Below are 23,055 nucleotides of genomic sequence, written 5' to 3'. Positions count from 1 at the left end.
GCGATCGTGCGGCCGACGGCCCCGAAGCCACCCGCATGCACCGCTTCATCCGCCACCCCGCGGTCCAGGCCACCGCACTCTCCGGCATCCTGCACGTCATCTGGTTCTTCACGTTCGCGAACAGTGGGGGCGACCTCGCCGCGCAGGACGCGTGGGCCGAGTTCGTCGGGCGCAACCCGGGATCCGCGTACAACCTGGCCTGGTACGGCGGCATGCACCCGGTGTCGTACAGCGTGGTGTCCCCGTACCTGATGGCCGTGCTCGGCGTACGGACGACGATGATGATCGCCGGGACGCTCTCCGCCGGGCTGCTCATGCTGATCCTGATGCGCACCAGAGCCGTACGGGACCCGGTCTGGCCGGCGCTCGCCGGAGTGTTCGCGCTCCTGTGCAACGCGATCTCCGGCCGGGTGACCTTCGGTCTCGGCACGGTCTTCGCGCTCGGTGCGACCGCCGTCGTCTTCTGCTGGCCGTACCGCTGGCGCTACAAGCGCTGGGCCAAGGCGCTGTGCGCCGCCCCGCTCGCCGCGATCGCGACGGCCGCGTCCCCCGTGGCCGGGCTCTTCGTGGGGTTCGTCGCGGTGGCGCTGTTCCTGCAGAAGCGCCGCCCGGGCGCCTACGCGCTGGGGATCGCGCCGGCCGTCGTCGTGGGCGTCTCGGCCTGGATGTTCCCCTTCTCCGGCACGCAGCCGATGATTTTCGGGTCGGTCGTGCTGCCGTTCACGTACTCGGCGTTCGTCTTCTTCCTCGTGCCCAAGGAGTGGAAGACGGTCCGGATCACGGCGGCGGTGTACGGCCTGTCCGTCGTCCTCGTCTGGCTGATCAGCTCGCAGATCGGCTCCAACATCAGCCGCCTCCCCATGCTGTTCGCGGGGGTCGCGCTGATCGCCGCGCTGCCCTTCACCGTGCCGCGCTCGCGCAAGTGGTACACGATCGTCGTCGCCTTCGTGGGCATGAACGCCTGGATCAGTTTCAAGGCCGTGGACGACATCGTGCACACGACGCCCGCCGCGTCCTGGGCCCGCGAGCTGGCCCCCCTCGTCAACCAGCTCCAGGAGGCGGGCGCCGAGAAGGGCCGCGTCGAGGTCGTACCGGCCCGCTCGCACCGTGAGGCGTCCGCCCTCGCCCCGTACGTCAACCTCGCCCGCGGCTGGAACCGGCAGGCGGACATGGAGCGCAACCCGCTCTTCTACGACGACACCCTCAACTCCGCGAACTACCACGAGTGGCTGAAGCGCTGGGCCGTCCACTACGTCGTCCTGCCCAAGGGCGAGCCGGACGGGGACGGTGGCCAGCGCGAGCGGCAGCTCGTACAGCGCGGGATGCCCTACCTGAAGCAGGTCTGGGGCGACGCCAACTGGCAGCTCTTCCGGGTCGTCGACCCGACGCCGATGGCCGACCCGCCCGCCGTGGTCGACCGGGCCGAGCAGGGCGAGCTGACGATCGAGGTGAAGCGGGCGGGCCGGGTACTCATCCGGATCCCCTACTCGCCGTGGCTCGGCCTCGTCGACGCGGAGGGCAAGAGCGTCAAGCCGCCTCAGGAGACCGCGGAGTCGAAGCGGCGGGAGGACGACGAGGCGCCCAAGACGTACGAGAACGTCAACGGGTGTCTGATGGAGACGGAAGAGGACGTCAACGGGGACCAGTGGACGGAGCTGCTCGCTCCGCGGGCCGGCACGTATCGGTTGGCTGCGCCGTATCAGCTGCCTCGGGGTACGGGGTGTCCTGAGGAGATGCGGGAGGCTGTCCGCGGGGGCGAGTAGCGCTACCGCGGGTCGGGGCCGGGGCCGGGGCCGGGGTGCGGGTCCGCTGTGGCTGGTCGCGCAGTTCCCCGCGCCCCTGAACAGGCTGCGCTGGTCCCGCGTCCCTGAAAGAAGGGGCGCTCCGTCAGCCGGGGCTGATCGGGAACGCCACGTCGCAGACCTCGTCCTGCGGGGTCGCGGCGTCCCAGTCGGTGAAGTAGATCTCGCGGCAGGGTCCCGCGTAGGAGTGGGCCTCCCGTGCCATCCAGGCTTCCACCGCCTCGTACGCGGCGTGGATCTGTGGGGCGGCGACCTGGGCCTTGGTGATGCGGGTGTAGGCGAGGCGCCGGGCCGGTTCCAAGCGGGCCGCCGCGCCCCACGCGCGCGCGTGCTCCGCGGCCCAGGCGCGGGCCGCCGCCACGTCGGCGACGGGGACACAGCACTCGACGGGACCGTCGCTCTCGTCCGAGACCGCCGAGTGGTAGACGGTGAAGGGCGCGCCCGTCGAACCGCCGCACTCCCCGGCCGCCGCCTCCAGACGTCCCAGCGACGCCGGGATCCAGAGGGGCAGCTCGTCCACGAGGGTGTGCCGCATCTCCGTGATGACCCACTGCTCCGGTACGTCCACGGTGCGGATGTCGAACTTCGCGTACAACTCGGAACTCCTTCCGGAAAGCCGTCCACGGAGGTAGTGCGCGAGTGTCCGCTGCCCGGCGAGGCGTTCCTCGACGTCCGCCCAGTACGCGGCGACGAGATCCGCCGCCCCGGCCCCGTCGGCCTCCTGCCGCTCGATGACCTCGGCGATCCGCGCGAGGGGCATGTCGAGCCGGCGCAGCAGGAAGACCAGCCGCGCGCGTTCGATCTGGCCGGCCCGGTAGTAGCGGTAGCCGGTCACCTCGTCGACCTGCGCGGGCGCCAGCAGGCCGAGCCTGTCGTACAGCCGCAGGGCCTTCGGCGAGAGCCGCGCACGGGCGGCGAACGCGCCGATCGTGAGCAGCTCCCCGGCCGCGGGGGCCGGGCGTCGCACAGGTTCCGAGTGTTCCACCGGCCCCTCCTCCGTCACCGGGCGAGTGCCGCCCGGTGGTAGGACGCTGCGCCTTGTCCCAGGGGCAAGGTCAACCGGCGGGTGCCCACGCGGGAAGGACCGCTCAGCCGATGTGGGCCTCGATCGCCGACACGACCTCGGCGGACTCCGGCTCGGTCTTCGGCGCGAAGCGCGCCACGACCGTGCCGTCCCGGCCGATCAGGAACTTCTCGAAGTTCCAGCGGACGTCACCGGTGTGCCCCTCGCCGTCCGCGAAGCCGGTGAGCCGCTCGTACAGGGTGTGCCGCGCGTCGCCGTTCACGTCGACCTTCTCGGTCATCGGGAAGGTCACGCCGTACGTCGCCGAGCAGAACTCCGCGATCTCCTCGGAAGAGCCGGGCTCCTGGCCGAGGAACTGGTTGCAGGGCACTCCGAGCACGGTGAAACCCTGTGCCGCGTACCGCGCGTGCAGCCGCTCCAGGCCCGCGTACTGCGGGGTGAGCCCGCACTTGGACGCCACGTTGACGATGAGTACGGCCTGGCCCTTGTACTGGCCGAGGTCCGCGGAACCGCCCTGCAGCGCGTCGATGTCGACGTCGAGAACCGAGGCGTCTGAGGTACTGGTGTTGTCGTTGGTCATAATCGGATGCTAACTCCGGTCCGTCGGCACCCGGGCGGCGCCCTGGGCCCTGAGAAGAACCTCACCCGCGGCCGTCCGGTAGTAGAGCACCGACCGCCCGGCGCGACGGCGCCGGACCAGCCGGGCGTCGAGCAGGACCTTCAGATGGCGGCCGACCGAGCCGAGCCCCTGCCCGGTGACGGCGACCAGCTGGCTCGTACTCATGGGGGAGTCGAGGCGGGCGAGCACACCGGCCCGCGCGGTGCCGAGCAGCCGGCCGAGGCTCTCGGGGGCGGCCGACCCGGCGGAGTGCACGGCGTGCGCGGCGGACGGTTCGGTGTGTGCCAGCACACCCGAGCACGGGTACACGACCGCGTACCGGTCAGGCTCCTCCCACGACACCCAGCCGTGCCGCTGCGGCGTCACCGGTACGAAGAGGAGCTCGGCACCCGAGATCTCCCGGGGCGGGTACTCGTGCAGGTTGACCTGCAGCCGGTTCTCGCCGAGCCAGCGCATGCCCGGCCGCATCGCGTCGAGCGCGGCCGCCCAGCCGCCCTGGCTCAGCTGGGCGGTGCGGGCCACGACATCCGCTTCCAGTACGCGGCGGCGACGGGGCCAGTAGGGGCGTACGGCCTCGGTCCAGAGGTGGGTGAGCAGGTCGGCTGCGCGGCCGGGGAGGTCGTCGCGGCCCCGGAGAATCGCGGGGAGCGGGCCGCGCAGGGCGAGGACGAGGTGGGCCCGGGCGGCCTCGGGGGAGGCCTCGCGCACCCGGGCGACCTCCGTGGCGAAGTCCTCCTCGCCGCGCGGGGTGGGAGTGAGGAAGTCGGCTATCCACTCGGGTCCGAGACCGGCCCGGACCAGGGCGGCGGTGACGGGGTCGGCCGCCAACCGCCGCTGGTGGTCCGGCAGATGGGCGTTCAGCCAGGCCCGTTCGCCGGGGTGCGCGGCCGTCCCCGCACTCAGCGCCTTCAGGGAGGCGAAGGTCTCGGCGAGCGGCGAGATCACGAAGCGGCTGCCGGCCAGGGTGTCGGCGTTGACCTGCCACCAGCCCATCTCCGCGGCCCCCCCCGGGTTCGTCGTCGCGCGCGATGGTTTCGCACAGACGCGAAACACTAACGGCCGCTCCGGCACCGGTCCAAGACTCCGGTCCATGCGAACGACGTACCGCTCCCTCTTCCGCACCCCGGAGTTCACGCCCCTCTTCCTGGCCTCCTCGGCGCAGGTGGCAGCCCAGACGATGAGCGGCCTCGCGCTCGGCACGCTGGTCTACCGGGCCACGGACTCGCCCCTCCTGTCGGCCCTGAGCATGTTCGGCCCGTCGCTCGCCCAGGTCCTGGGCGCGACCACACTCCTGTCGGCCGCCGACCGCCTGCCGCCCCGCGCCACGATGACGGGCACCGCGCTCGCGTTCGCGGCGGGCACGGCACTCCTGGCGCTGCCCGTCCCGCTCTGGGCGGTCTTCGCCCTGATCCTCGCCCTCGGTCTGGTGGCCTCCCTGGGCGGCGGGGTCCGCTGGGGCCTGCTGAACGAGATCCTGCCCAAGGACGGCTACATCGTGGGCCGCTCGGTCTTCAACATGGCGAACGGGATCACGCAGGTCGCGGGCTTCGCCGCGGGAGGCGTCCTGATCGCCCTGCTGTCCCCGCGCGGCACACTGCTCGCGGCGGCGGCCCTGTACGCGACGGCCGCCGCGGTCGCCCGATTCGCCCTGACCCCCCGCCCGCCGAGAGCCACGGGCCGACCCTCGGTACGCGAGACCTGGCGCACGAACAGGACCCTCTTCTCCGCCGGCCCCCGCCGCCACCTCTATCTGGCCCTCTGGCTTCCCAACGGCCTGATCGTCGGCTGCGAGTCCCTCTACGTCTCGTACGCTCCCGGGCACGCGGGCCTGCTCTTCGCCTGCGCCGCCCTGGGCATGCTGATCGGAGACGTGGCGGTCGCCCGCTTCGTGAGGCCCCACCTGCGGCCCCGGCTCGGGGTACCACTGCTCCTGCTGCTGGCGGCCCCGTACCTGCTCTTCCTCCTGCATCCCCGCCCGTCCCTGGCTGCGGCACTCGCCGCCCTGGCCTCGGTCGGCTTCGGCGCGAGCCTGCTCCAGCAGGAACGCCTGATGGCCGTCACGCCGCCCGAACTGGCGGGCCACGCACTGGGATTGCACTCGTCCGGCATGCTGACGATGCAGGGAGTGGGGGCGGCGCTGGCGGGCTCACTGGCCCAACTGACGTCACCGGCCACGGCGATGGCGGCGACGGCAGCCGCGTCGATCACCGTCACGCTGGCCCTGGCCCGGGGACTCAGGCCCGTACGGCCGTCCTCCGTACCGGACTTGGCATGAGACCAGCAGCCGGTGACCAGCAACCAGTGACCGGCCACCAGCCGATGGCCGAACCGGCCGTACGGGGAGGCGGCAGACATCTGCCACGCCCTCGCCTACGCCCGTGCCGGTACGTGCTATCGCGCCACGAACTGGGTGAGGATCGCCTGGACCTCGTAGATGTCGACGCCCTTGGTGAAGGTCTTCTGGATCGGCGTCGGCGATCCGGAGATCCAGATCTTCAGCTCGGCGTCGAGATCGAAGGTCCCGGCGGTCTCGACGGCGAAGTGCGTGATGCTGCGGTACGGGACGGAGTGGTATTCCGTCTTCTTGCCGGTGATGCCCTGCTTGTCGACCATGATGAGGCGGCGGTCGGTGAAGAGGATGGTGTCGCGGATCAGCTGGAAGGCGGCGTACACCTGCTCGTTCTGCCCGAGCAGCCGCGCGTAGTCGTGCTGGGCCTTCCCCGGGTCGACGGTGTGCGCGTTTCCGAACAGTGCCATGACAAACCCCCCGTTGGGTGTGTGAAGTCCCAAGATCCTCGCACCACAGGCCAATCGGAGCAATGCCCGCCGGCCCGCGGGCGGGCGCCGGGGCGGATCCGGGCCGACGGGGCCCTTGGTCCCGCCGCCGTCGCAGCTGCCGCAGGCGCCGTCACAGCCTTCGCGGCCGTCGCCCCGTCGCCCCGTCGCCCGTCGTCCCGTCGTCAGGCGAGGTCGGAGAGGTCCTCCGGGGTGAGGGTGACCGACCCGGCGGCCATGTTCTCCTCCAGGTGCGTCAGGGAGCCGGTGCCGGGGATGGCCAGGGTGACGGGGGAGGAGGCGAGCAGCCAGGCCAGGGCGATCTGCGCGACCGTGGTCCCGTGCCGTTCCGCGACCTCGGCCGTGCGGTCCCCCGCGGGAGCGCCCATGCCGCCGCCCAGCGGGAAGAACGGCACGAAGGCGATGCCGGCCTCCTCGCAGGCGGCCAGGAGCCCGGCGTCGTCGCGCCGACCGGCGTGGAAGTGGTTCTGGACGGCCGCGACGGGTGTGATCGCACGGGCCTCGGTGAGATGGCCCGCGTCGACGTTGCTCAGGCCGAGGTGGCGGATCAGGCCCTCCTCGCGCATCGCGGCCAGCGCCTCGAAGCGGGCGGACACGGACTCCCCCTGCGGCGGGTCCATGAGGCCGATGCGCAGATAGACGAGATCGAGGCTGTCCAGGCCGAGGGTTTCGAGGTTCTCCTCGACCAACGGCCGCAGCGCCGCCGGGTCGTTGGTCTGTGTCACGCCTCCGTCAGGGGTACGGGCCGGGCCGACCTTCGTGGCGAGGACCAGGCCGGCCGGGTAGGGGTGGAGGGCCTCGCGGATCAGGGCGTTGGCACGGACTGTGCCGTCGTCGCTGGTGTAGAAGGCGGCCGTGTCGATGTGGTTCACGCCGAGTTCGACGGCACGGCGCAGGACGGCGCGACCGGTTTGCGGATCGCGGGCCGGCCCCCGGAAGCCGTTCGCGGACAGGCGCATGGCTCCGAAGCCGATGCGGTCGACCGGGAGATCGTCACCGAGAAGGAAGTCGTTGCTCATGAGCCACAGCCTGGGCAGTCAGGCACCCCGGCCGCCAACCCGTGGCAGCTTGCTGCCAGCGGGCACAACGCTCGCAGCAAGGCGTCATGTGCTCACGAGACGGGCCGAGGGCGGTGCCTGTTCTCGCGATCCGACGGGTCATACCAGGGTCTGACCCCGCGATTCAGCTCCTGGTCCGACGCCCCGCAAGGACGCTGAAGGCATCGTCGTCAGCATGACGAACCCGACGACATCCGTGGCCGCCCCGGTCACCCCAACCACCCCGGTCACCCCGATCGGTGTCCGACTGCGTGGCGCGCTGCCTGTGGAGCGGTGGGAGGCCACCGGCTTTCCCGGACGTTGGGTGGGCGGCACCTCCATGGTGCTCGGCCCACTCCTGATGCTGACCGGCGCGCTGCTGCGGGCCCGCTTCCCCTTCTTCTTCCCGGACCAACTCGCCGCGTACGAACACCATCCCGCCCTGATGGCCACCGCGTACGGCCTTTTCGCCGCAGGCAGCCTGATGCTCTGGCCCGCCGTGGCCGTCGTGGCCGCACGGATCGGGGCGCGAAGTGCCGGCTGGGGCCTGTGGGGCGGCGTCCTGGTGATGTTCGGGCTCTTCGCCCGCGCCTTCCACGCCGGGGTGGACCATCTCGCCTTTCAGCTGGTGCGTTCCGAGGGGGCCGGTCCCGCCACCGAGGCGGTCTCCGCCGGCTACGGCGCCTTCCACGTCTTCGCCACGCTGAACCTCGCCGTTCTCGCCGGATGGATCGTCCTCGCCCTCGGCGCCTGGCGCACCCGGGTGCTCGGCCCGGTCCGCGCTGCCGCACTCGCCCTCACCGCGGCACTGCCCCTCGGAGTGCTCAAGGGGACCACACCGCTGTCGCTGCTGGCGCTGGCCGGACTGTGCGCCGCACTGGTGCCGCTGGGCCTGGCGCTGCTGCGCGAGGCGCCCCGCCCCGGCCGGGCGGCGGTGCTGCGCTGGGTGCCGCTGACGCTGGTGACGTTCGCACTGATGCTGCTGCTCGGACAGGCTGGTTGAGTGCGCACGTCCCAGTACGGTCGGACCATGACGCCCAAGCGGCAGCGCCACCTCCAGGCCCTCGACCTCGGCGCGGCCCTGGCCCTGACCGCCGTGTACATCGGCTTCGCCCGGCCGAACACCGACGACGGCCAGCCCGTCTTCGAGGGACCGTTCTGGCTCGGCTGTCTGATCGCCGTCGCGGTCGGCCTGCCGATCGCCGTACGCCGCCGATGGCCCCTCGCGGTCCTGGCAGTCGTCCTGACCGCACTGGCCACGGCATCGCTCCTCGACATCACTCGTGAGCCGTACGCCGCCGCCGGGCTCGCGGCCTACCTCGTAGGACTGGCCGAGCCCGCCCGCCGCTCCGTACCGGCGCTCGCGGTGACGCTGACGCTGGCGTGCGGTGCCGTGTACCTCGGTGAGGCGGTGGTCACCCCCGCCGACGACGGGCGAGGCGCCTTCGGGGTGGCCGGGCTCGTGGCCCTGGTGATCGGCGGGGCCTGGGGCGCGGGGTTCACCGTGCGGGGCCGTCGGGACGAGGCCGCCCGGAAGCAGCGGCGCCGGTCGGAGCGCGCACTGGACGAGGAGCGCCTGCGGATCGCCCGTGAGCTGCACGACATCGTCTCCCACAACCTCAGCCTCATCGCCGTCACGGCCGGTGTCGCCGGGCACGTGGCGGAGGCCGACCCACGAGAGGCGCGGGCCGCCCTCAAGGTCATCGAGGAGACCAGCCGTTCCGCGCTGGCCGAGATGCGGCGCACGCTCGGTGTGCTGCGTACCGAGGGTGCGCCTCTGGGACCCGTACCGGATCTCGACGGACTCGAATCGCTGGCCGCGGAGGCACACCGGGCGGGCGTGGACGTCGACTTGAGGGTGCACGCCGTGGAGGGCCTGGCCGAGGGGACACGGCTGACGGTCTACCGGATCGTCCAGGAGGCCATCACCAACGTGGTCCGGCACGCGGCCCCGACCCGTTGCCGGGTGACGGTCGAGGCGGACGCGCGAGAGGTCCGCATCGACATCGTGGACGAGGGGCCACCGTCCGTACCCAGGCAAACGGCCCGGCAACTACCAGGAGGACACGGTCTTTTGGGGATGCGGGAGCGCGCGATGATGTACGACGGCAGCTTCGAGGCGGGCCCCCGGCCGGAGGGCGGCTTCGCGGTGTCCGTCCGCCTGCCGGCCGAAGGGAACCGACGACCATGACCGACGTGACCCCGGTCCGGGTACTTATCGCCGACGACCAGGCCATGGTGCGCGGCAGCTTCCGCGTCCTCGTCGACCACACGCCCGGCATGACGGCCGTCGGCGAGGCCGCGAACGGAGCGGAAGCCGTCCAACTGGCCCGCCGCGAACGGCCGGACGTCGTACTGATGGACATCCGCATGCCGGACCTCGACGGCATCGAGGCGACCCGGCAGATCTGCCTCGACCCGGCCCTGCCCGGCGTCCGCGTCCTGATCCTCACCACCTTCGACCTGGACGAGTACGTCTACGCCGCCCTGCGCGCCGGCGCCGCGGGCTTTCTCCTCAAGGACACCCCGCCGACCGAGGTCCTCACCGCCATCGGCGTCGTCGCCGCGGGCGAAGCGCTGCTCGCTCCGTCGGTGACCCGCCGCCTGATCGCGGAGTTCGCCCGCCGCCCGGAGCCCGCGCGTCCACCCAGCCGCACGCTGGACGGCGTCACCGAACGGGAGTTGGAGGTACTCGGCCTGATCGCACGGGGCCTGTCCAACACGGAGATCGCAGAACACCTCCACCTGAGCCTGGCCACGGTCAAAACCCACATCGGACGCCTGCTCGCCAAGCTGCACGCACGCGACCGCGCCCAACTCGTGATCGTCGCCTACGAGACCGGGCTCGCGGGCGACCGCGGACGCGGAATGTGAGGAACGGGCTGCGGCATCGCGGGCGTTCACCGCAATCCGGACCGGCGGCCGGCCGGTCATGCCGCTCGGAGCCTCTCCGACACACGACGACGCCGAAGGGCGGCCGGTTTCGGCGGTCCTGGCGTGAACGGATCGGGCCGCCGCTCCGTATCCTTATCCGATCGAGGTGCGTATCGGACGAATCACTCGATCTTCATGGGTTTTGTCCATTACGGGTCGCGCGTGCGGCGGCCACGGGGGATGTGAGGCGACCATGGCGACGGCTGGTGACGCGGTGCGCAGAGGCACCGTTCTTCCGGTGGACGCGGCACGCTGGGCGATGTGGACCTTCGTCATCGTCAACGCGGTGATCGTCGAGACGCTGTTCCTCAGCGCCGGTTCGGGCAAGAACGGGGTGCTCACGGTCGCCAAGTTCTTCGGACTGCACGCGGCCCTGCTGATGGCGTTCCAACTGCTGCTGGTGGCCCGGCTGCCCTGGCTGGACCGCCGCATCGGGATGGACAGGCTCACGGTGTGGCACCGCTGGCTCGGCTTCACCTTGCTCTGGACGGTCCTCACCCACGCCACCCTGGTGATCCTCGGTTACGCGACACTCGACGACGCCTCCATGGGGAAGACGTTCGTCGCGCTGAGCGGGGTGCCGGCCTCCCTGCTGGGCATGCTCGCCGCGGCCGTCATCGTCGTGATCGCCACGATCTCCACCCGGCCCCTGCGCCGGCGCCTGCGGTACGAGGTCTGGCACGGTCTGCACCTGCTGCTCTACGTGGCCCTCGGCCTGTCGTTCGTCCACCAACTGCAGGAGACCACGACGTTCACGTCCTCCGCGTTCGCCGAGGCCTACTGGTGGCTCCTGTGGCTGTTCGCCTTCGGCGCCCTGCTGACGGGGCGCGTCGTCATGCCGCTGTGGCGCAACGCCTACCACCGGTTCCGCGTCACGGCCGTGGTGCCGGAGTCGGACGACGTGGTGTCCGTCTACGTCACCGGCCGACACCTCGACAAACTCCCGGCCCGGGCAGGCCAGTTCTGCATCTGGCGGTTCCCCGGACACCATCACTGGTGGCTGGCCAACCCCTTCTCCCTGTCGGCGGCGCCGGGCCCACAGGGGCTGCGCCTCACGGCCAAGGCGGTGGGCAGCACGAGCGCCGGACTACGGAACGTCCCGGTCGGCAGCCGTGCCTTCGTCGAGGGACCGTACGGGGCGTTCACCTCGCTGCACCGGGCCCGGCCCGGCACCCTCCTGATCGCGGGAGGCGTGGGGATCACACCCGTACGGGCCATGCTGGAGGAGGAGACGACCGGCGACGTCGTCGTGCTGTACCGGGTACGCAGCGAGACCGACGCCGTGCTGCTGAACGAGGTGCGCCACCTGGTCGCGCTCCGGGGCGGACGGCTGCACCTCCTCACCGGCAGAACCGGCGAGGGCGGCGCCCCGTCGTTCGGCCCGGACAGCCTGCACCGGCTGGTCCCCGACATCACCGAACGCGACGTGTACGTCTGCGGCCCGCCCGCCATGACCGCGGCCGTGCTCTCCGGCCTGCGAGACCTACGGGTCCCCGCGCGACAGGTGCACGCAGAGAAGTTCGGCCTGGCTTGACCTGGCCTGGCCTGGCCTGGCCTGGCCTGACAGGGCGGGGCAAGGGACCTGAGGCCGGAGAGAGCGCTTCGACCGCGAGGTCGCCAGGTGCCGGGGACGGCGAAGGGTTGGCGCTCTCGAGTCGCCAGCCGTCCTCCGTGGCGGCCTGACGACAGAAGGTCAGCACGTCGGCTCGCGACGTCGTGAACCGGTAGGACTGCCCGGTGTAGGCGAATCCGTCATCCTCGTCGCATCCGGAGTACCGCTCGTCCTGCGGCCGGGTCCGGCTCGGGTGCGCGTTGAGGATGGACGAGGACGCCAGTGTGGGGGCGAGCCCTTCGTCAGCCTCTAACGTGTCACCAGAGGCAGGCCGGCCGCGGTGGCCGCCACCATGCGCTTCAGTGTCGGGCGAAACGGCGGGAACGCCCCCGCAATTTCCGGCTCGCGCGCATACAGTTCACGCAGCGCCTCGGGCGGGCGGGTGAGGGGAAACAGCTTCGCCACGAAAGCGCTGGCCGTCATCACCAGCGCGGCGCCGTCGGCGGGGGCCAGTTCGGGGCAGGCGACGGAGATGCGCCGGCCGATCGCCCAGTAGGTGTCGATCGCCCACCTCTTGAAGACCTTCAGCACCTCCACGGACACGTTGTGCTCGAGCATCGTCTCCGCGTGTGTGGTCAGATCACAGTAGAGCGGCCGGTCCACGAAGGCATCCGCGAGAACGCCCGCCGTTGCCTCCGTCCCGCTCACCTCCTGCAAGCGGGCATCTACCTCGCTCGCCCACTCAGAGCCTGCGCTCATCAGCAGATGCAGGTAGATCTCCTCGCGCGTGCCGAAGTAGCGCAACACGTTGGACTTGGCGAGTCCGACCGCGGTGGCGATGTCCTGCAGGCTGACCCTGGCCACGCCGGAGCGCTCGGCGAGTTCCCGAGCGGCGGTGAGGATGGCCTCACGGCGCTGGTCCTTCTGATCAGGGCGTCGAGCCCGCTGGAATGGCGCTGACATGAGCGTTCATCCTAGTCCAGAGCTATTAGAACACCCATCTCTTGTTAAGGAACGGGTGTTCTGTTAATGTCCCGGCATCCGCTGACTCCATCGCACTCTGGGAGTGAAAGACCATCTCCGCCACCTCGACCAACCTCAGTCAGACCGTCGACGACTTCGTTGCCGCCTTCAACGAGCCGAACCCCGATCTCGACAAGGTCATGTCCTTCTTCGCCGACGACGCCGTGTACCTGCCCGGCCACCTCCCGGAGCGGCGCGGCACAGAGGCGATCCGCAAAGAGTTCGAACCGCACTTCGCCGGGCGGTACGGCGCCATGCACTTCGCCGTGTACGACAAGATCATCGACGAGCCGAACCGCCGCGCCACGATCCGCTGGGCCTGCCGGCTCGACATGCGCGGAGAGTTCGGCCGCCGTGTACCGCTGCCGCTGCGCCTGTTCGCCCGTGCACGCTACGGCGGCTGCATGCAATGGCACGGCGTGGACGTGTTCCACTTCGACACCGCAGGACGCATCAGCGGCAAGTTCACCTACGCCATGTTCCGGCTGCCGCTGTGGGAGCGAGGCTGACACGGCTCCCCTCGGTGAACCGGCGGAAGGCTGCCACACCCGACAGGCCAAAGCCCGTTGGCAGTTGGTTCCATGTGCAGCCTGAGGTGGCCACAAAGATGATGGCGGCCAGCACCTCACGGTCCCCTCGCCGGCGATGCCCTCCGCCCGGCGGGCGAACCGGCGCCGGCGGCACCACACGCTGGAACAACATCCATGGGTCTTCCGGCGCCATCCGCTCGACAAGCGCAGCAGTCGTCACCCCAGATCGCCGCAAGATCACGCCAACTGAAATGCCGCCTTAGGGGAGCGGCTGGGGAGTGGGGGCGCTGACCTGGAGCTTCGATAGTGGTCAAGCCATCGAGAACTCGACCGCGAGACACCCCCGTTGACCGTGACTGACTCTTGTATCTGGCACGACTGTGGCACGCGGCGAGTAGACGGCTCGGAACCTGGCTGGCTCCGCCGGTGGCCGGTGATCAACCGCCGTAACGGCTGCGCAAATCCTCGGTGACTCGCGACATCAGCCCAATCGAGTCGTCCGGTGGCGTCTCCACCAGCGGACGTTCTGTCTGGGGATCGTAGGCAGTCAGCCCGGTCTCTTTCTCGATGATGGCCGCGAGGGCGGAGACCTGGCCGAGCACGACTGCAGCGTCGTCCCCCGCATGCCAGTAGGGCACAGTGATGGTCACCTCGTCACCGAAGACGGACAGGTCGATGCCGGTGCCCGAGTGGCTCAGGTCCCGTGACTCCTGCTCGTACTCCGTGATCTCTACTTCACCCAGCAAGGTCCGAGCCTGCGGCACTATTTGCTCCCAAGCTTCAAGGAGGTGCGTGGGGATCGGCTCGCTCTCCACGGCTGCGTCCTCCATCACCCCCAGGACCTCATCCCAGGACTGCCCGTCGCGCCGGCTCAAGAAGTAGATGTCGTAGCTCACCGCGCGATCGTAGGCACTTTGAACCTCGCGAGGACGACGAAGGGCCAGCCTGGGAGGAAACCCTCCTGAGCTGGCCCTTTCTCTGTGCCCCCGGCAGGATTCGAACCTGCGACACCCGCTTTAGGAGTTCGATCCGAGCCCGCTGCGGCGGCTGTCGTCGAGTGGTGCGACGGCCGGACAGGGGCGCTGGTGTACGCCCCCGTCCGGCGTCGTTGATGTCAGCCGTGGATGTCAGAAACCTTCTGAACGGTAGGATCGGGCGGACCGTTGAGCGGGAGCTCCGTCTTCCTTCCGACTGCTGACTGATGGTCGTAATCAATGGCCTCTACGTGTCGTCGTTGCCGTCAGGGTTGCCATCAGCTCGAACCAGAGGCAGGCGGCCCAACGAAGGTTGGTAATGGCAGTTCGCGTCAAGGCGGCCCGATCCAGCTGAGCCGGCGCCCCTGCCGCGCGCATAGCGAACAGCCACCGGAGGAAGGTGCAGGTATGTCGCATTTGGGGTGACGCTGCCGCTCACGACTGTGACTGATTGGCCAGGCTCCCGAGAGTGGATCGATTACCTTTGCCAGTCTTCGACTACACGCACGAACTGCACGTCGTGCCAAGGCTTAATCCACTCCGCCATGTACCTGACGTCACTTGACGAGGGGGCCGGGCGCGCCTGCTCCATTACCACTTTCGACGGCATGACCGCAGCGTCCCCCAACAAAAGGGCCTCACCCGAGCTCAATACGGGAAGCGACTCCGTTAGGGGCCCCAGAGAATCCGGCAAGAGACGTTTAACGTAATTTTGATCCTCGGGGTTCGTAAGCCGCATGGCAAGAAAGTTGCTGCATTGGGAGAAAATCGTTTCCGAAATCTCGGCTGGCCTCTGACTCACAATGGCAGCCGTGATTCCATACTTCCTCCCCTCCTTAGCGATCCTTTCGATGGAATTTCTAGATGCACTGAACTTGGCCAATCCGCTCTTCGGTACGTATTTGTGAGCTTCCTCGTAAACGAGCAGGAGTGGCGTCTCCACCAGGGATGAGGCGTTGTTCTTCTTGAAGTAGTACGAGTAGTCAAAGAGCAATCGCGACACCAGCGAAACCGTAATGCTCAAAACCTCAAACGGGACGCCGCTGAGGTCAATCACCGTTACATTGGCGAGCGAGTTCGGGTCATATCCGGTGAACTGGCGAAGAACGGTTTCAAGATTCACCTGCTTCGCTCGGGCCCCCAGCAGAAAATCCATTCTCCTGTCGAGCACGCGATTTTCAAGGCGTGTAATAAAGTTGTCGAGCTTACCAAAAAGCGGACCTGCCCGGTCTGTGGTCTTCCCTGGTGTACCAATGCGCTCGGCGTTTTTCGCCTTAATCGCATCGAGCACTTCTTGGATCTCAAAGAAGATTGGGGACTCGTAGTGGATCAGGTCACGCTTCTCCTCTGACCCCTTGAAGTGCAGCCGCTTGTTCTCCGTAATGGATTTCTTCAAGGTAGCGATCTGATTGTGTGATTGCTCCTCATTACTTTCGATGAAGAGATCCTGAAGTTCCTCCGCATTGAGCAACCAATAGGGCAGAATTAGTGATTCAACGGAAAGGTGATTCGCCTCCGGGAAGGCGGTTTTGTACTCTGAGTGGATGTCGAAAATTACAACATGCGCATTGTTTAGATGATACTCACCATAAGAATCATCTCGAATCTGAGTAGCAGTCTGGATGATCCTCGCAATAGCATGAGACTTCCCAGATCCCGTGGATCCCACGACCGCGATGTGGCGGCTGAAAAACTTGTCTCCGTCAACCGGAACGTCAACAGAAATGTCTTGAGCCAATTGAGCAAAGTGAAATCGCTTCTCGGTTTCCACCGTGTCGTAGATGCGCTGAACTTCATCCTTCACAGCGACTGACACCTTCTTAGGTGGAATAGCGATTCCGCCCCCACCGCGAGAGAATCTCCCATCACCATCAACGAACCCAAGCGGCACCGCTTCGATGACGTATACCTTTTGCCGATCCTCCGCCGCATCTTTGCTCGGTCGGAGCTCAATCGAATAGCTTTCAATAATCGCCACAATGGCGCCCTGAATGCTGTCATAGATTTTAAGATAGGAGCCGACTTCAACAGGATCGCCGCCGGCGAGTTCACCGATGTCGTGAACTGCAATCTTGATGCGGTTTGGGTAAACAGCAACTACTTCCGCACTGGACACTGAAATTCTCCTTATCGGAATACTTCGATCAGGTCACCATGAGATTGCAGAAATACGTGACTGGGACGCGAAACCAGGACCGGAGGCTCATCCTTCTCAACGAGGAAGAAGTCGTGGAACTCCTTGACAGCCACGCTGGTCATCAGCTCCTGCAGCCGCTCCGGCTCCACGATCTTAATGCGAGCGGCACCGAAGGGAGGATTGGTCAGAATGTTCATCCTGAAGGCTCCACCATGATACCCGCGGCCGTCATTGAAATATGCGCCTGCCTCCCACAGGCTTGCCTTTATGGAGCTATCTTCAAATTCGCCGCGGAACGTGAAATAAGGGACCGGAGAGTTTTCTTCGATACGATATCTATCACAGATACTCAGTACCGCCTCCGCAATTTCCTGGGGGTCGGTCTCTTGCGTGCACTCAAAAGAGAAAACCCGTTCGATATTCGGGATGTTCACGCGTCGTGGGAGGTACTGCCTCCTAACCATTTTCAGATATTTCTCGTACCCACAATGGGCCACATAGATCGACGTGAAGATGGCACTCTGTGCCTCCTTAACGGCCTTCTTCAAGTCGTTGAGTCCCACCCAGCGAGAACCCGGGATCTCTGTTAGAACCAAGTTTCTCAGGTATGCGTGAAGAATGGCGTGATAGGAGAGCGCCTCTACAGAATCCCTAGCGGAAAGTTCATCAGCGACACACTTCAAAACATTTTTGAACTGCGATTCATAGTCCTCGGAAAAGCTGATGTAGAAGGACTTCAAGAACTGCAACTTCAATTCTTTCTCAGCCTGATCAAATTGGCCAGCGAGCAAACCGTCCAATTCCTCGGCAGTGAGCGATCTGCAAGTCCCCGGAGCCTGGTCTGCAAAATGACAGTGCAAGATGTAGGAAGCAGAACGACTGCTCGTGAATTGAAGAAACATCTTGCGAACCGCTTTACCTACCACTGATAGGTAGAACCGTCCGGACCGATTCTTGATTTGCATGTGATAGTGCTCGCCACTCAAATCTTGCGCGCCTTCAATCTGAAGCCTCTGCCGCGGGCTCTGAAAGATCTCAATAAGGGTTTTGTCGAATTGGTAAGCAAACCCTTTGATGGCGTCGTGCCCACCGTCGTCCACGGGAAGGGGGCTACTCGCAAGATCGGTCAACAACTGCTCCGTGGTCGAGATAGAGCTGTGGCGCCTGAGGGGTCAACTACTCACAGCGCGCACCCTGGTGCACTTCATGCTAAGTGGTGCAGGTGTCGCCACAGGGGAAAATGATCCGATTGCTCCGACCTCAGTCAACCGCGCTGTCTCCCAACCGGACAGGGACTCCGCGGTGCGTGGCACTCGTACCGCGTCGAGCTACCGCCTGCCTGACCCGGGAGGTTTCGGCGCCCCCATGAGGCAAGCCTCCCGCAGCATCTCGTCAGTGTGACGTAAAAAGACCCGAACTTGCGCTGCCCTCTGCGGCGGTCTGAGATCCTGGAGACCGATCGAGAGGGGCCGCAGGTATGGAGTGGAAGACCCACGGTGAGCGACAGATCTACACCAACCCTTGGGTGAATCTGTGTCTGGTCGACGTCCAACAGCCTGACGGGCGCAGGTGGGAGTACCACGTCGTTCGCCTGCGGCACCTGGCCGTGGCGGCCGTGGTCAACGACCGCCAAGAGGTGCTGATGATGTGGCGGCACCGCTTCATCACGGACTCCTGGGCCTGGGAGTTGCCCATGGGCCTGGTGGAGGAGGGCGAGACTCCTGAAGAGGCGGCGGCCCGCGAAGTCTTGGAGGAGACGGGGTGGCGGCCTGGGCCCATCAAGCCCCTGATCTACGCCGAGCCGGCCAATGGAATCACCGACTCACAGCACCACGTCTTCCGTGCGGACGGGGCGACTTACGAGGGTCCGCCCTCGGAGAAGAACGAGTCCGACCGCATCGAGTGGATACCCCTCAGCGAGATACGGGGGATGATCGACCGCCGCGAGATCGTGAGCAGCGGATCCCTCGTCGGCCTGCTGTACGTGCTCATGGATGAAGCGATCCGCTGACCGGCGGCAGGAGCTCCCGTAGCCGCGCCTCGAAGGCCAGGGCTACGGGCTCCTGCCTGTGTGGGGCCAACTGGTCGTAGAACTCCCTGAGGTGGCCCGACACTCGTTCCGAAGCCACCGCCGATGCGGGCTCCAGGGCTTGCGTGGCCGTGTGGCACGCCTGGTCGAGCTTGCCTTGGTCCAGCTGCGTACGAGCCAGCCAGAACGCGTGAAACGCTCGGCCGCGCTGATTGGTGTGGGCTTCCCGACGCAAGGCGTCCGCGATCAACGGTTCAGCGGTCGCTGCTTCGCCGAGTCGGCCGTGGGCAATGCCGGTGTCCACGATGAGCTTCGGTTCGTTGAAGTAGGCCACCCACGACGGGTCCGGGTCGCTCGCCTGGATCTGCTCGAACTGGCGGTGCGCTTCCGTGATCGCCCGGTGCGTGGACGTCTGGCTGCCGAGCGTGGCATGGGCGAACGCTTCCCGCATGGACAGCATCGACAGAACGCGCGGGGTGGTGTCGATGGCTGAGCGGGCCTGGTCCTGGGCGGCGGTCACGAGTGCCAGGGAATCCGCGGGCTTGTCCTGGTAGGTCGCCTGCAAGCTCATGCAGGCAAGGACGTTGGCCATGAACTGGCGGTCGTCGATCGCCTTGGCGAGTTGCAGGGCCTCGGTGAAGTAGGCGCGGGCCTGGTTGTACTGGCGGGCGTCGAAGTAGATCCAGCCGGTGAGGCGTGCGAGCTCGGCCGCGATTCCGTACAGGCCGTTCTGGATGGCCGGCGGTCGGCTTTCCTTCAGAAGTCCGGCCACATACCGGAGCTGTCCGACGACGGCCGGCCTGAGAGCTTCCCCGCCGTGTTGGTCGTCTCGTCGCCAGTAGTCCTCGATGGATGACCGGAAGGCTGCAAGTGTGGCTGCGCTGAGGTTGGTTCGCGTGGTCAGCGCAAGGATGCTGTCCACGTCGGGGCCCGGCAGAGACGCGGGGGCCTGCTGTTCCGGCTCCGCCCCCTGGGATACCTCGCGCTCGGTGACGACGAGAGCCTGAGGCGTCTCCCACGTGCGCCGGGCAAGTCCGAGCATGTGCCCTGGGATGCGCAGCCCGTCGGCAATGCGCTCGACGACGTCCATGTGGAGCAACTGGCGCCGTCCCGCGATGACTTCACCGACACGGCTCGGCGTCAGCTCGCAGCGCCTCGCGATCATCGAGGGGTAGATGCCCGCTCTGGTTTTCACCAGCCGGAAGACTCTGCCGAAGTCCCGTACCCGGCACGCATTGATCATCTCGGGATCGGTGAGCAGCCGGGCAGGCAACTCCTGCGGCCGGTCGGCGTCGGGCATTGGGCAAGCTCCCACACTGCGAGGGCTACGCAACGTCGCGGATTCTCTACTTGCCGCGATGTTACCCAAGTTGGGTAATCAGCCTGACCTTTTGGCGGGGGTACCCGGCTCGCGATGCTCGTGTGCATGGCGAGCAATCAGCAGACCAGACCAGACATCGGTGAACTGGCGAAAGACAGTGTCACCGGGCATATCGGTGTCGTCATGGGTGAGATCGGTGGCCGAGTGCAGATGCGGCCGGTCCGTGGCGGCAAGGAGTGGGATGCCCTGCCCAGCAATGTGGTGGCACCCAGTGCGCGGGAAGAGCTGAGCGCACGTCTGGCCGCCCGGAACGGCAACAGTCAGGTCCCGCTGTGAAGCGCGTCATCGGCTTATGTGCCAGGGCCTTGTTCTTCCTCGGCGCCAGCCAGTAGACCGGCCGCCCCGAACGGGTGCCGATTTCCCGGCTCCCCGACCCGTTCGGGGCCGGCCTTCAAGCCCGCTTCCCGATCGTCCGCGCGCCGAGCTCGGCGATCAGGACGGGATGTAAGCGCCACGCACCACCTCACCTCAGGAGATGGCACATGACGGCAACGGCGAGCGATCAGAAGACCGGTCGCGCGGTGGCTGGTGAAGAGCTGTTCGAGAGCCTTGCCCGCTTCGTGGCGGTCCACGACGGGCAGTCCCCCGAGCGCGCTGAACGGATCGCGGACCAGGCGGTCGCGTTCCTCGTCGCGGCGGCCACGGCCACCGTGCCCATGGTTCCGTCTGACGACGTGGACCTCGGGCTGCACGCGCTCATCCTGCACACGAAGGAGTACGCCGAGCTGTGCACACAGCACGCGGGCCGCTTCCTGCACCACAACCCGAAGCCGGGCGGAGGAGCGCGCGACCCGGAGAAGGTCGCCGCCTCGGCGCGCGCCATGAAGGCGGCCGGGTTCGTGGTCTTCGATGACCTGTGGACCGTGGACGGCACGAACCTCGCACAGTGCGACTCGGACTGCGGCCGACCGTACGGTCAGGCGTAACCCTCGACAACAGCAACGCGGCCGGCCTCGCCTCGAGGTCGGCCGCGCTCGCCCGGAAGGAGAACAGACCTTGTCCGGCCCAACCCCTGAACTGCCGATCGTGGTGCTCGATGCGCTCATGCCCACGATTCAGCGCCTGGTCATCAACCGCCGGGGCTCCACGGTGTGGGAGGTGGAGAGCCATAGGGGCCACTTCGCCGTGAAGCTGGGCTATCCGATCGAGGCAACGGCCGAGTGGCCTGCCCAGCCCTGGACCGCGCTCGCGCCCGCACGTGAGGGCGCTGTCCTGCATCGCCTCGGCCTCGACGAGATCGCGTACGGCGAATGGGAACACGGCACGTGGAACTTCCAGCCGTGGCACGACGGGCCGGATCTCCACAAGCTGTGGGAGCCCTGCCGCAAGCAGGGCTCGTCCATCAAAGCCAGCACCAGCGTGGCGCTGGGATGCGTCGAAGCCCTGGCCGATCTCCACGTGAGGGGCTGGGCACACGGCGACGTGCAACCCGCCCACTTCATCGTCGGCCCGGAACGAACGCACCTCATCGACCTCGCCCTTGCCCGGGGCGGCCAGGTACCCCAGGGGTACGACTTCCCGTTCCGCGGCTGCCTCGTCCACTACGAGGCACCGGAGATCGCGCGCAGCGTGCTGGACACCGGAGAAGCGGAGCCGACGCAGGAAGCCGACATCTACGCGCTCGGGGCGTCGCTGCTCATCTCCGCCACGGGCTGGCGGGCGGTCGAGTACCCGGACGACGCTCCGCGCCCCGTGCAGCGAGAGGCAGTGGCCAACGGTCGGCGTCGGCCCGTGAAGGTGCCCGGTGAGCTGGGCGACCTGGTCGAAGCGATGCTCAGCCACGCGCCGGGGGACCGGCCCACCATCTACGAGGTGGGCAAAGCCCTGATCTGACCCCGAACCCCAACGGACCCGTCTGGCGCCACCTTCGCGCGGACGCCAACAGCAAAAGACCGGACCACCCCTCAGCCTCGACAGCATTCCGGGTGGTCCGGTCGCGGAAGCCCTGATCAGGACCCCGGTGCCGATGGTACCGGGGCGGTCGGCGTGCTCGGATTCGGGTGCGACTACAACCCCTGTCGGCTGTCGCAGAGTTGGAGAGGAGAGCAGTTGAAGCCCATTCATTGGCAGCGCAGTTCTGGCCTGCGCCACCGAAAGTCAGCCACGGCGGCGAGTGCGCCGAACGAGCACCCGTCACGTGTGTCTCCAGCAACCCCGTTCCGGTATCAGCCACGTCTCCCGCTTTGGGAACGGCGGCCATCTGGACGGCGGGGGCGTGCTGGCGCGGGCTCGGCCTGGACCTGGTCGTGCTCCTGGTGCTCGGGCTGGGCGAGTCACTTCCTGGCCTGGCTGTCTGGCTTGGCGGTACTGCGCGCTGAGTGGCCGGGGGCCGGCGCAGCGGTGGCGGAGACAGGGAGCGGCGGCGGCCCGTGGCCGCCAGCGCGCGCGGACCGCCGTAGGCGGGCCGCCTTGATCCAGTAAAGAAACTCTGAACAGCACCGCAGCGCAGTAGTCGATCAACCTGGGAGAGAAGCGGATGCCGTGGGCAAGTCCCGGCGGTTCGAGCAAGTGCGGCACGGAACGGCGGCACGGCAGCAAGCAGGGAGCGATGACCGAGCACATACCGGACAACGAAATGGGGTCGACCAGCATTCACGTCGGGGACACGGATCAGGTAGTCGCGCTGATCGAGGAGATGCGGGCCATGGTCGTCCGCCTCAGCAGGGAGACCAGGGAGCTGCGAGAGGAAGTGGCCCAGATCAGGACTACGGCTTCGGCTGCTGAGCTGTCTTCAGCTCCTCGACCTCACGTCGCAGTTCCTGATGATCAGCACTGAGAACACGGATCTCGTCACGTAGCGCGGTGAGTGCTTCAGCAAGGGTGGTCCCGGCGCCTTCGGCCGCTTCGGTGGCGTCGGGACCACCCTCCCCCTGCCCTGCCTGGCCGGGCTTCTCGTCCTGGTTCGCCAGGTACCAAGCTGGAGCGGTGTAGTTCGCCGAGAGCTCCCCGCCAGCGCTGTGGTCTGCGACGAAGCTGCCACGTCCATGGATCGTGTAGATCAAGCCCTCATCGCGCAGCACATTGAGTGCGGACCTCGCGGTCATGTTGGCCACGCCGAAGCGTTCTTGCAGCTCGCGAATGGACGGCATCTGCTCGCCCGGCTTGATCCGCCCTTGCAAGATGTCGCGCCGAAGCTCGTCGGCAGCGTGCTGATACGGCGGCCGACGGTCCTGCTTGCTCTCTGGCGCGGGGCTCATGGCCCAAGAGTAGCGATTTC

At 67.5% G+C, this 23,055-nt stretch carries 22 protein-coding genes, 1 tRNA gene and 1 pseudogene; 11 read left to right on the top strand and 13 right to left on the bottom strand.

From position 1 onward, the window contains the following. The first annotated feature begins 35 nt into the window (after window positions 1–35). Entirely contained in the window at window positions 36–1,763 is a 1,728-nt protein-coding gene (locus O1Q96_RS41375; protein ID WP_269253936.1) for an MFS transporter, read from the top strand. Between the two features lie 124 nt (window positions 1,764–1,887). Here the strand turns inward: O1Q96_RS41375 and O1Q96_RS41370 are convergent, their stop codons facing one another. From O1Q96_RS41370 to O1Q96_RS41360, 3 genes are all read right to left on the bottom strand, one after another. Beyond that, entirely contained in the window at window positions 1,888–2,787 is a 900-nt protein-coding gene (locus tag O1Q96_RS41370) for a MerR family transcriptional regulator (RefSeq protein ID WP_269252989.1), read from the bottom strand. Between the two features lie 103 nt (window positions 2,788–2,890). Continuing rightward, window positions 2,891–3,406 (bottom strand): glutathione peroxidase, encoded by a 516-nt coding sequence (locus O1Q96_RS41365; RefSeq protein ID WP_269252988.1) that lies wholly within the window; start codon window positions 3,404–3,406, stop codon window positions 2,891–2,893. 9 nt (window positions 3,407–3,415) lie between these two features. Further along, the gene (locus O1Q96_RS41360) at window positions 3,416–4,438 is read right to left on the bottom strand and encodes an ArsR family transcriptional regulator (RefSeq protein WP_269252987.1); all 1,023 of its coding nucleotides are present in this window, start codon (window positions 4,436–4,438) and stop codon (window positions 3,416–3,418) included. Between the two features lie 97 nt (window positions 4,439–4,535). On the opposite strand from O1Q96_RS41360, the gene O1Q96_RS41355 reads away from it, so the two are divergent. Then, entirely contained in the window at window positions 4,536–5,720 is a 1,185-nt protein-coding gene (locus O1Q96_RS41355) for an MFS transporter (protein WP_269252986.1), read from the top strand. A gap of 116 nt (window positions 5,721–5,836) precedes the next feature. Here O1Q96_RS41355 and O1Q96_RS41350 read toward each other — a convergent pair whose 3' ends face one another. Continuing rightward, the gene (locus O1Q96_RS41350) at window positions 5,837–6,202 is read right to left on the bottom strand and encodes a PH domain-containing protein (RefSeq protein ID WP_269252985.1); all 366 of its coding nucleotides are present in this window, start codon (window positions 6,200–6,202) and stop codon (window positions 5,837–5,839) included. Between the two features lie 203 nt (window positions 6,203–6,405). Further along, on the bottom strand, window positions 6,406–7,260 hold the full coding sequence (locus tag O1Q96_RS41345; protein WP_269252984.1) for an aldo/keto reductase: 855 nt from the start codon (window positions 7,258–7,260) through the stop codon (window positions 6,406–6,408). 214 nt (window positions 7,261–7,474) lie between these two features. Here O1Q96_RS41345 and O1Q96_RS41340 point away from each other — a divergent pair, with 214 nt between their 5' ends. From O1Q96_RS41340 to O1Q96_RS41325, 4 genes are all read left to right on the top strand, one after another. Further along, window positions 7,475–8,281, top strand: a complete 807-nt coding sequence (locus O1Q96_RS41340) for a hypothetical protein (protein ID WP_269252983.1) — start codon at window positions 7,475–7,477, stop codon at window positions 8,279–8,281. 27 nt (window positions 8,282–8,308) lie between these two features. Beyond that, window positions 8,309–9,469, top strand: coding sequence for a sensor histidine kinase (locus O1Q96_RS41335; RefSeq protein ID WP_269252982.1), 1,161 nt, complete (start codon window positions 8,309–8,311; stop codon window positions 9,467–9,469). Then, complete coding sequence (locus O1Q96_RS41330) at window positions 9,466–10,152, top strand: response regulator (protein WP_269252981.1); 687 nt, start codon at window positions 9,466–9,468, stop codon at window positions 10,150–10,152. Before O1Q96_RS41335 ends, O1Q96_RS41330 begins: the two co-directional genes overlap by 4 nt. Before the next feature lie 253 nt (window positions 10,153–10,405). Beyond that, complete coding sequence (locus O1Q96_RS41325) at window positions 10,406–11,746, top strand: ferredoxin reductase family protein (RefSeq protein WP_269252980.1); 1,341 nt, start codon at window positions 10,406–10,408, stop codon at window positions 11,744–11,746. 327 nt (window positions 11,747–12,073) lie between these two features. Here O1Q96_RS41325 and O1Q96_RS41320 read toward each other — a convergent pair whose 3' ends face one another. Beyond that, the gene (locus tag O1Q96_RS41320) at window positions 12,074–12,727 is read right to left on the bottom strand and encodes a TetR/AcrR family transcriptional regulator (RefSeq protein WP_269252979.1); all 654 of its coding nucleotides are present in this window, start codon (window positions 12,725–12,727) and stop codon (window positions 12,074–12,076) included. A 113-nt stretch (window positions 12,728–12,840) separates the two neighbouring features. Here O1Q96_RS41320 and O1Q96_RS41315 point away from each other — a divergent pair, with 113 nt between their 5' ends. After that, on the top strand, window positions 12,841–13,296 hold the full coding sequence (locus tag O1Q96_RS41315) for a YybH family protein (protein ID WP_269253935.1): 456 nt from the start codon (window positions 12,841–12,843) through the stop codon (window positions 13,294–13,296). Between the two features lie 4 nt (window positions 13,297–13,300). On the opposite strand, the pseudogene O1Q96_RS41310 reads toward O1Q96_RS41315, so the two are convergent. The 5 genes and pseudogenes from O1Q96_RS41310 to O1Q96_RS41290 all read right to left on the bottom strand — a co-directional run. Next, window positions 13,301–13,510: pseudogene (locus O1Q96_RS41310) on the bottom strand (transposase); the annotation flags it as partial. A gap of 244 nt (window positions 13,511–13,754) precedes the next feature. Further along, window positions 13,755–14,213 carry a hypothetical protein gene (locus O1Q96_RS41305; RefSeq protein WP_269252978.1) on the bottom strand — a complete coding sequence of 153 codons (459 nt, stop codon included), beginning with the start codon at window positions 14,211–14,213 and terminating at the stop codon, window positions 13,755–13,757. 85 nt (window positions 14,214–14,298) lie between these two features. Continuing rightward, window positions 14,299–14,398 (bottom strand) — tRNA-OTHER (locus tag O1Q96_RS41300). Between the two features lie 371 nt (window positions 14,399–14,769). Next, on the bottom strand, window positions 14,770–16,407 hold the full coding sequence (locus O1Q96_RS41295) for an ATP-binding protein (RefSeq protein ID WP_269252977.1): 1,638 nt from the start codon (window positions 16,405–16,407) through the stop codon (window positions 14,770–14,772). An 11-nt stretch (window positions 16,408–16,418) separates the two neighbouring features. Further along, window positions 16,419–17,558 (bottom strand): hypothetical protein, encoded by a 1,140-nt coding sequence (locus O1Q96_RS41290; RefSeq protein ID WP_269252976.1) that lies wholly within the window; start codon window positions 17,556–17,558, stop codon window positions 16,419–16,421. Window positions 17,559–17,905: 347 nt separating this feature from the next. Here O1Q96_RS41290 and O1Q96_RS41285 point away from each other — a divergent pair, with 347 nt between their 5' ends. Further along, window positions 17,906–18,439: an NUDIX hydrolase gene (locus O1Q96_RS41285; RefSeq protein ID WP_269252975.1), complete on the top strand. Its 534-nt coding sequence runs from the start codon at window positions 17,906–17,908 to the stop codon at window positions 18,437–18,439. Here O1Q96_RS41285 and O1Q96_RS41280 read toward each other — a convergent pair. Further along, window positions 18,417–19,757 (bottom strand): helix-turn-helix domain-containing protein, encoded by a 1,341-nt coding sequence (locus tag O1Q96_RS41280; protein WP_269252974.1) that lies wholly within the window; start codon window positions 19,755–19,757, stop codon window positions 18,417–18,419. The genes O1Q96_RS41285 and O1Q96_RS41280 overlap by 23 nt on opposite strands. Window positions 19,758–19,871: 114 nt before the next feature. Here O1Q96_RS41280 and O1Q96_RS41275 point away from each other — a divergent pair, with 114 nt between their 5' ends. From O1Q96_RS41275 to O1Q96_RS41265, 3 genes are all read left to right on the top strand, one after another. Beyond that, window positions 19,872–20,114: a hypothetical protein gene (locus O1Q96_RS41275; RefSeq protein WP_189920911.1), complete on the top strand. Its 243-nt coding sequence runs from the start codon at window positions 19,872–19,874 to the stop codon at window positions 20,112–20,114. Window positions 20,115–20,320: 206 nt separating this feature from the next. Beyond that, window positions 20,321–20,764 (top strand): glycine-rich domain-containing protein, encoded by a 444-nt coding sequence (locus O1Q96_RS41270; RefSeq protein WP_269252973.1) that lies wholly within the window; start codon window positions 20,321–20,323, stop codon window positions 20,762–20,764. 70 nt (window positions 20,765–20,834) lie between these two features. Next, window positions 20,835–21,671, top strand: coding sequence for a protein kinase domain-containing protein (locus tag O1Q96_RS41265; protein WP_269252972.1), 837 nt, complete (start codon window positions 20,835–20,837; stop codon window positions 21,669–21,671). Window positions 21,672–22,543: 872 nt separating this feature from the next. Here the strand turns inward: O1Q96_RS41265 and O1Q96_RS41260 are convergent. Further along, window positions 22,544–23,035, bottom strand: a complete 492-nt coding sequence (locus O1Q96_RS41260) for a winged helix-turn-helix domain-containing protein (protein WP_269252971.1) — start codon at window positions 23,033–23,035, stop codon at window positions 22,544–22,546. Window positions 23,036–23,055: the final 20 nt, after the last annotated feature.

It is taken from the genome of Streptomyces aurantiacus (assembly GCF_027107535.1).
Lineage (GTDB): Bacteria > Actinomycetota > Actinomycetes > Streptomycetales > Streptomycetaceae > Streptomyces.
The sequence above is the reverse complement of the archived record's forward strand: the minus strand, read 5'-3'. Positions and strand labels throughout refer to the sequence as shown.

Coding starts and splice junctions, on each gene's coding strand:
- O1Q96_RS41375 (WP_269253936.1), top strand. CDS start 36: ATGCACCGCTTCATCCGCCACCCCGCGGTCCAGGCCACCGCACTCTCC.
- O1Q96_RS41365 (WP_269252988.1), bottom strand. CDS start 3,406: ATGACCAACGACAACACCAGTACCTCAGACGCCTCGGTTCTCGACGTC.
- O1Q96_RS41360 (WP_269252987.1), bottom strand. CDS start 4,438: ATGGGCTGGTGGCAGGTCAACGCCGACACCCTGGCCGGCAGCCGCTTC.
- O1Q96_RS41355 (WP_269252986.1), top strand. CDS start 4,536: ATGCGAACGACGTACCGCTCCCTCTTCCGCACCCCGGAGTTCACGCCC.
- O1Q96_RS41350 (WP_269252985.1), bottom strand. CDS start 6,202: ATGGCACTGTTCGGAAACGCGCACACCGTCGACCCGGGGAAGGCCCAG.
- O1Q96_RS41345 (WP_269252984.1), bottom strand. CDS start 7,260: ATGAGCAACGACTTCCTTCTCGGTGACGATCTCCCGGTCGACCGCATC.
- O1Q96_RS41340 (WP_269252983.1), top strand. CDS start 7,475: ATGACGAACCCGACGACATCCGTGGCCGCCCCGGTCACCCCAACCACC.
- O1Q96_RS41335 (WP_269252982.1), top strand. CDS start 8,309: ATGACGCCCAAGCGGCAGCGCCACCTCCAGGCCCTCGACCTCGGCGCG.
- O1Q96_RS41330 (WP_269252981.1), top strand. CDS start 9,466: ATGACCGACGTGACCCCGGTCCGGGTACTTATCGCCGACGACCAGGCC.
- O1Q96_RS41325 (WP_269252980.1), top strand. CDS start 10,406: ATGGCGACGGCTGGTGACGCGGTGCGCAGAGGCACCGTTCTTCCGGTG.
- O1Q96_RS41320 (WP_269252979.1), bottom strand. CDS start 12,727: ATGTCAGCGCCATTCCAGCGGGCTCGACGCCCTGATCAGAAGGACCAG.
- O1Q96_RS41285 (WP_269252975.1), top strand. CDS start 17,906: ATGGAGTGGAAGACCCACGGTGAGCGACAGATCTACACCAACCCTTGG.
- O1Q96_RS41280 (WP_269252974.1), bottom strand. CDS start 19,757: ATGCCCGACGCCGACCGGCCGCAGGAGTTGCCTGCCCGGCTGCTCACC.
- O1Q96_RS41275 (WP_189920911.1), top strand. CDS start 19,872: ATGCTCGTGTGCATGGCGAGCAATCAGCAGACCAGACCAGACATCGGT.
- O1Q96_RS41270 (WP_269252973.1), top strand. CDS start 20,321: ATGACGGCAACGGCGAGCGATCAGAAGACCGGTCGCGCGGTGGCTGGT.
- O1Q96_RS41260 (WP_269252971.1), bottom strand. CDS start 23,035: ATGAGCCCCGCGCCAGAGAGCAAGCAGGACCGTCGGCCGCCGTATCAG.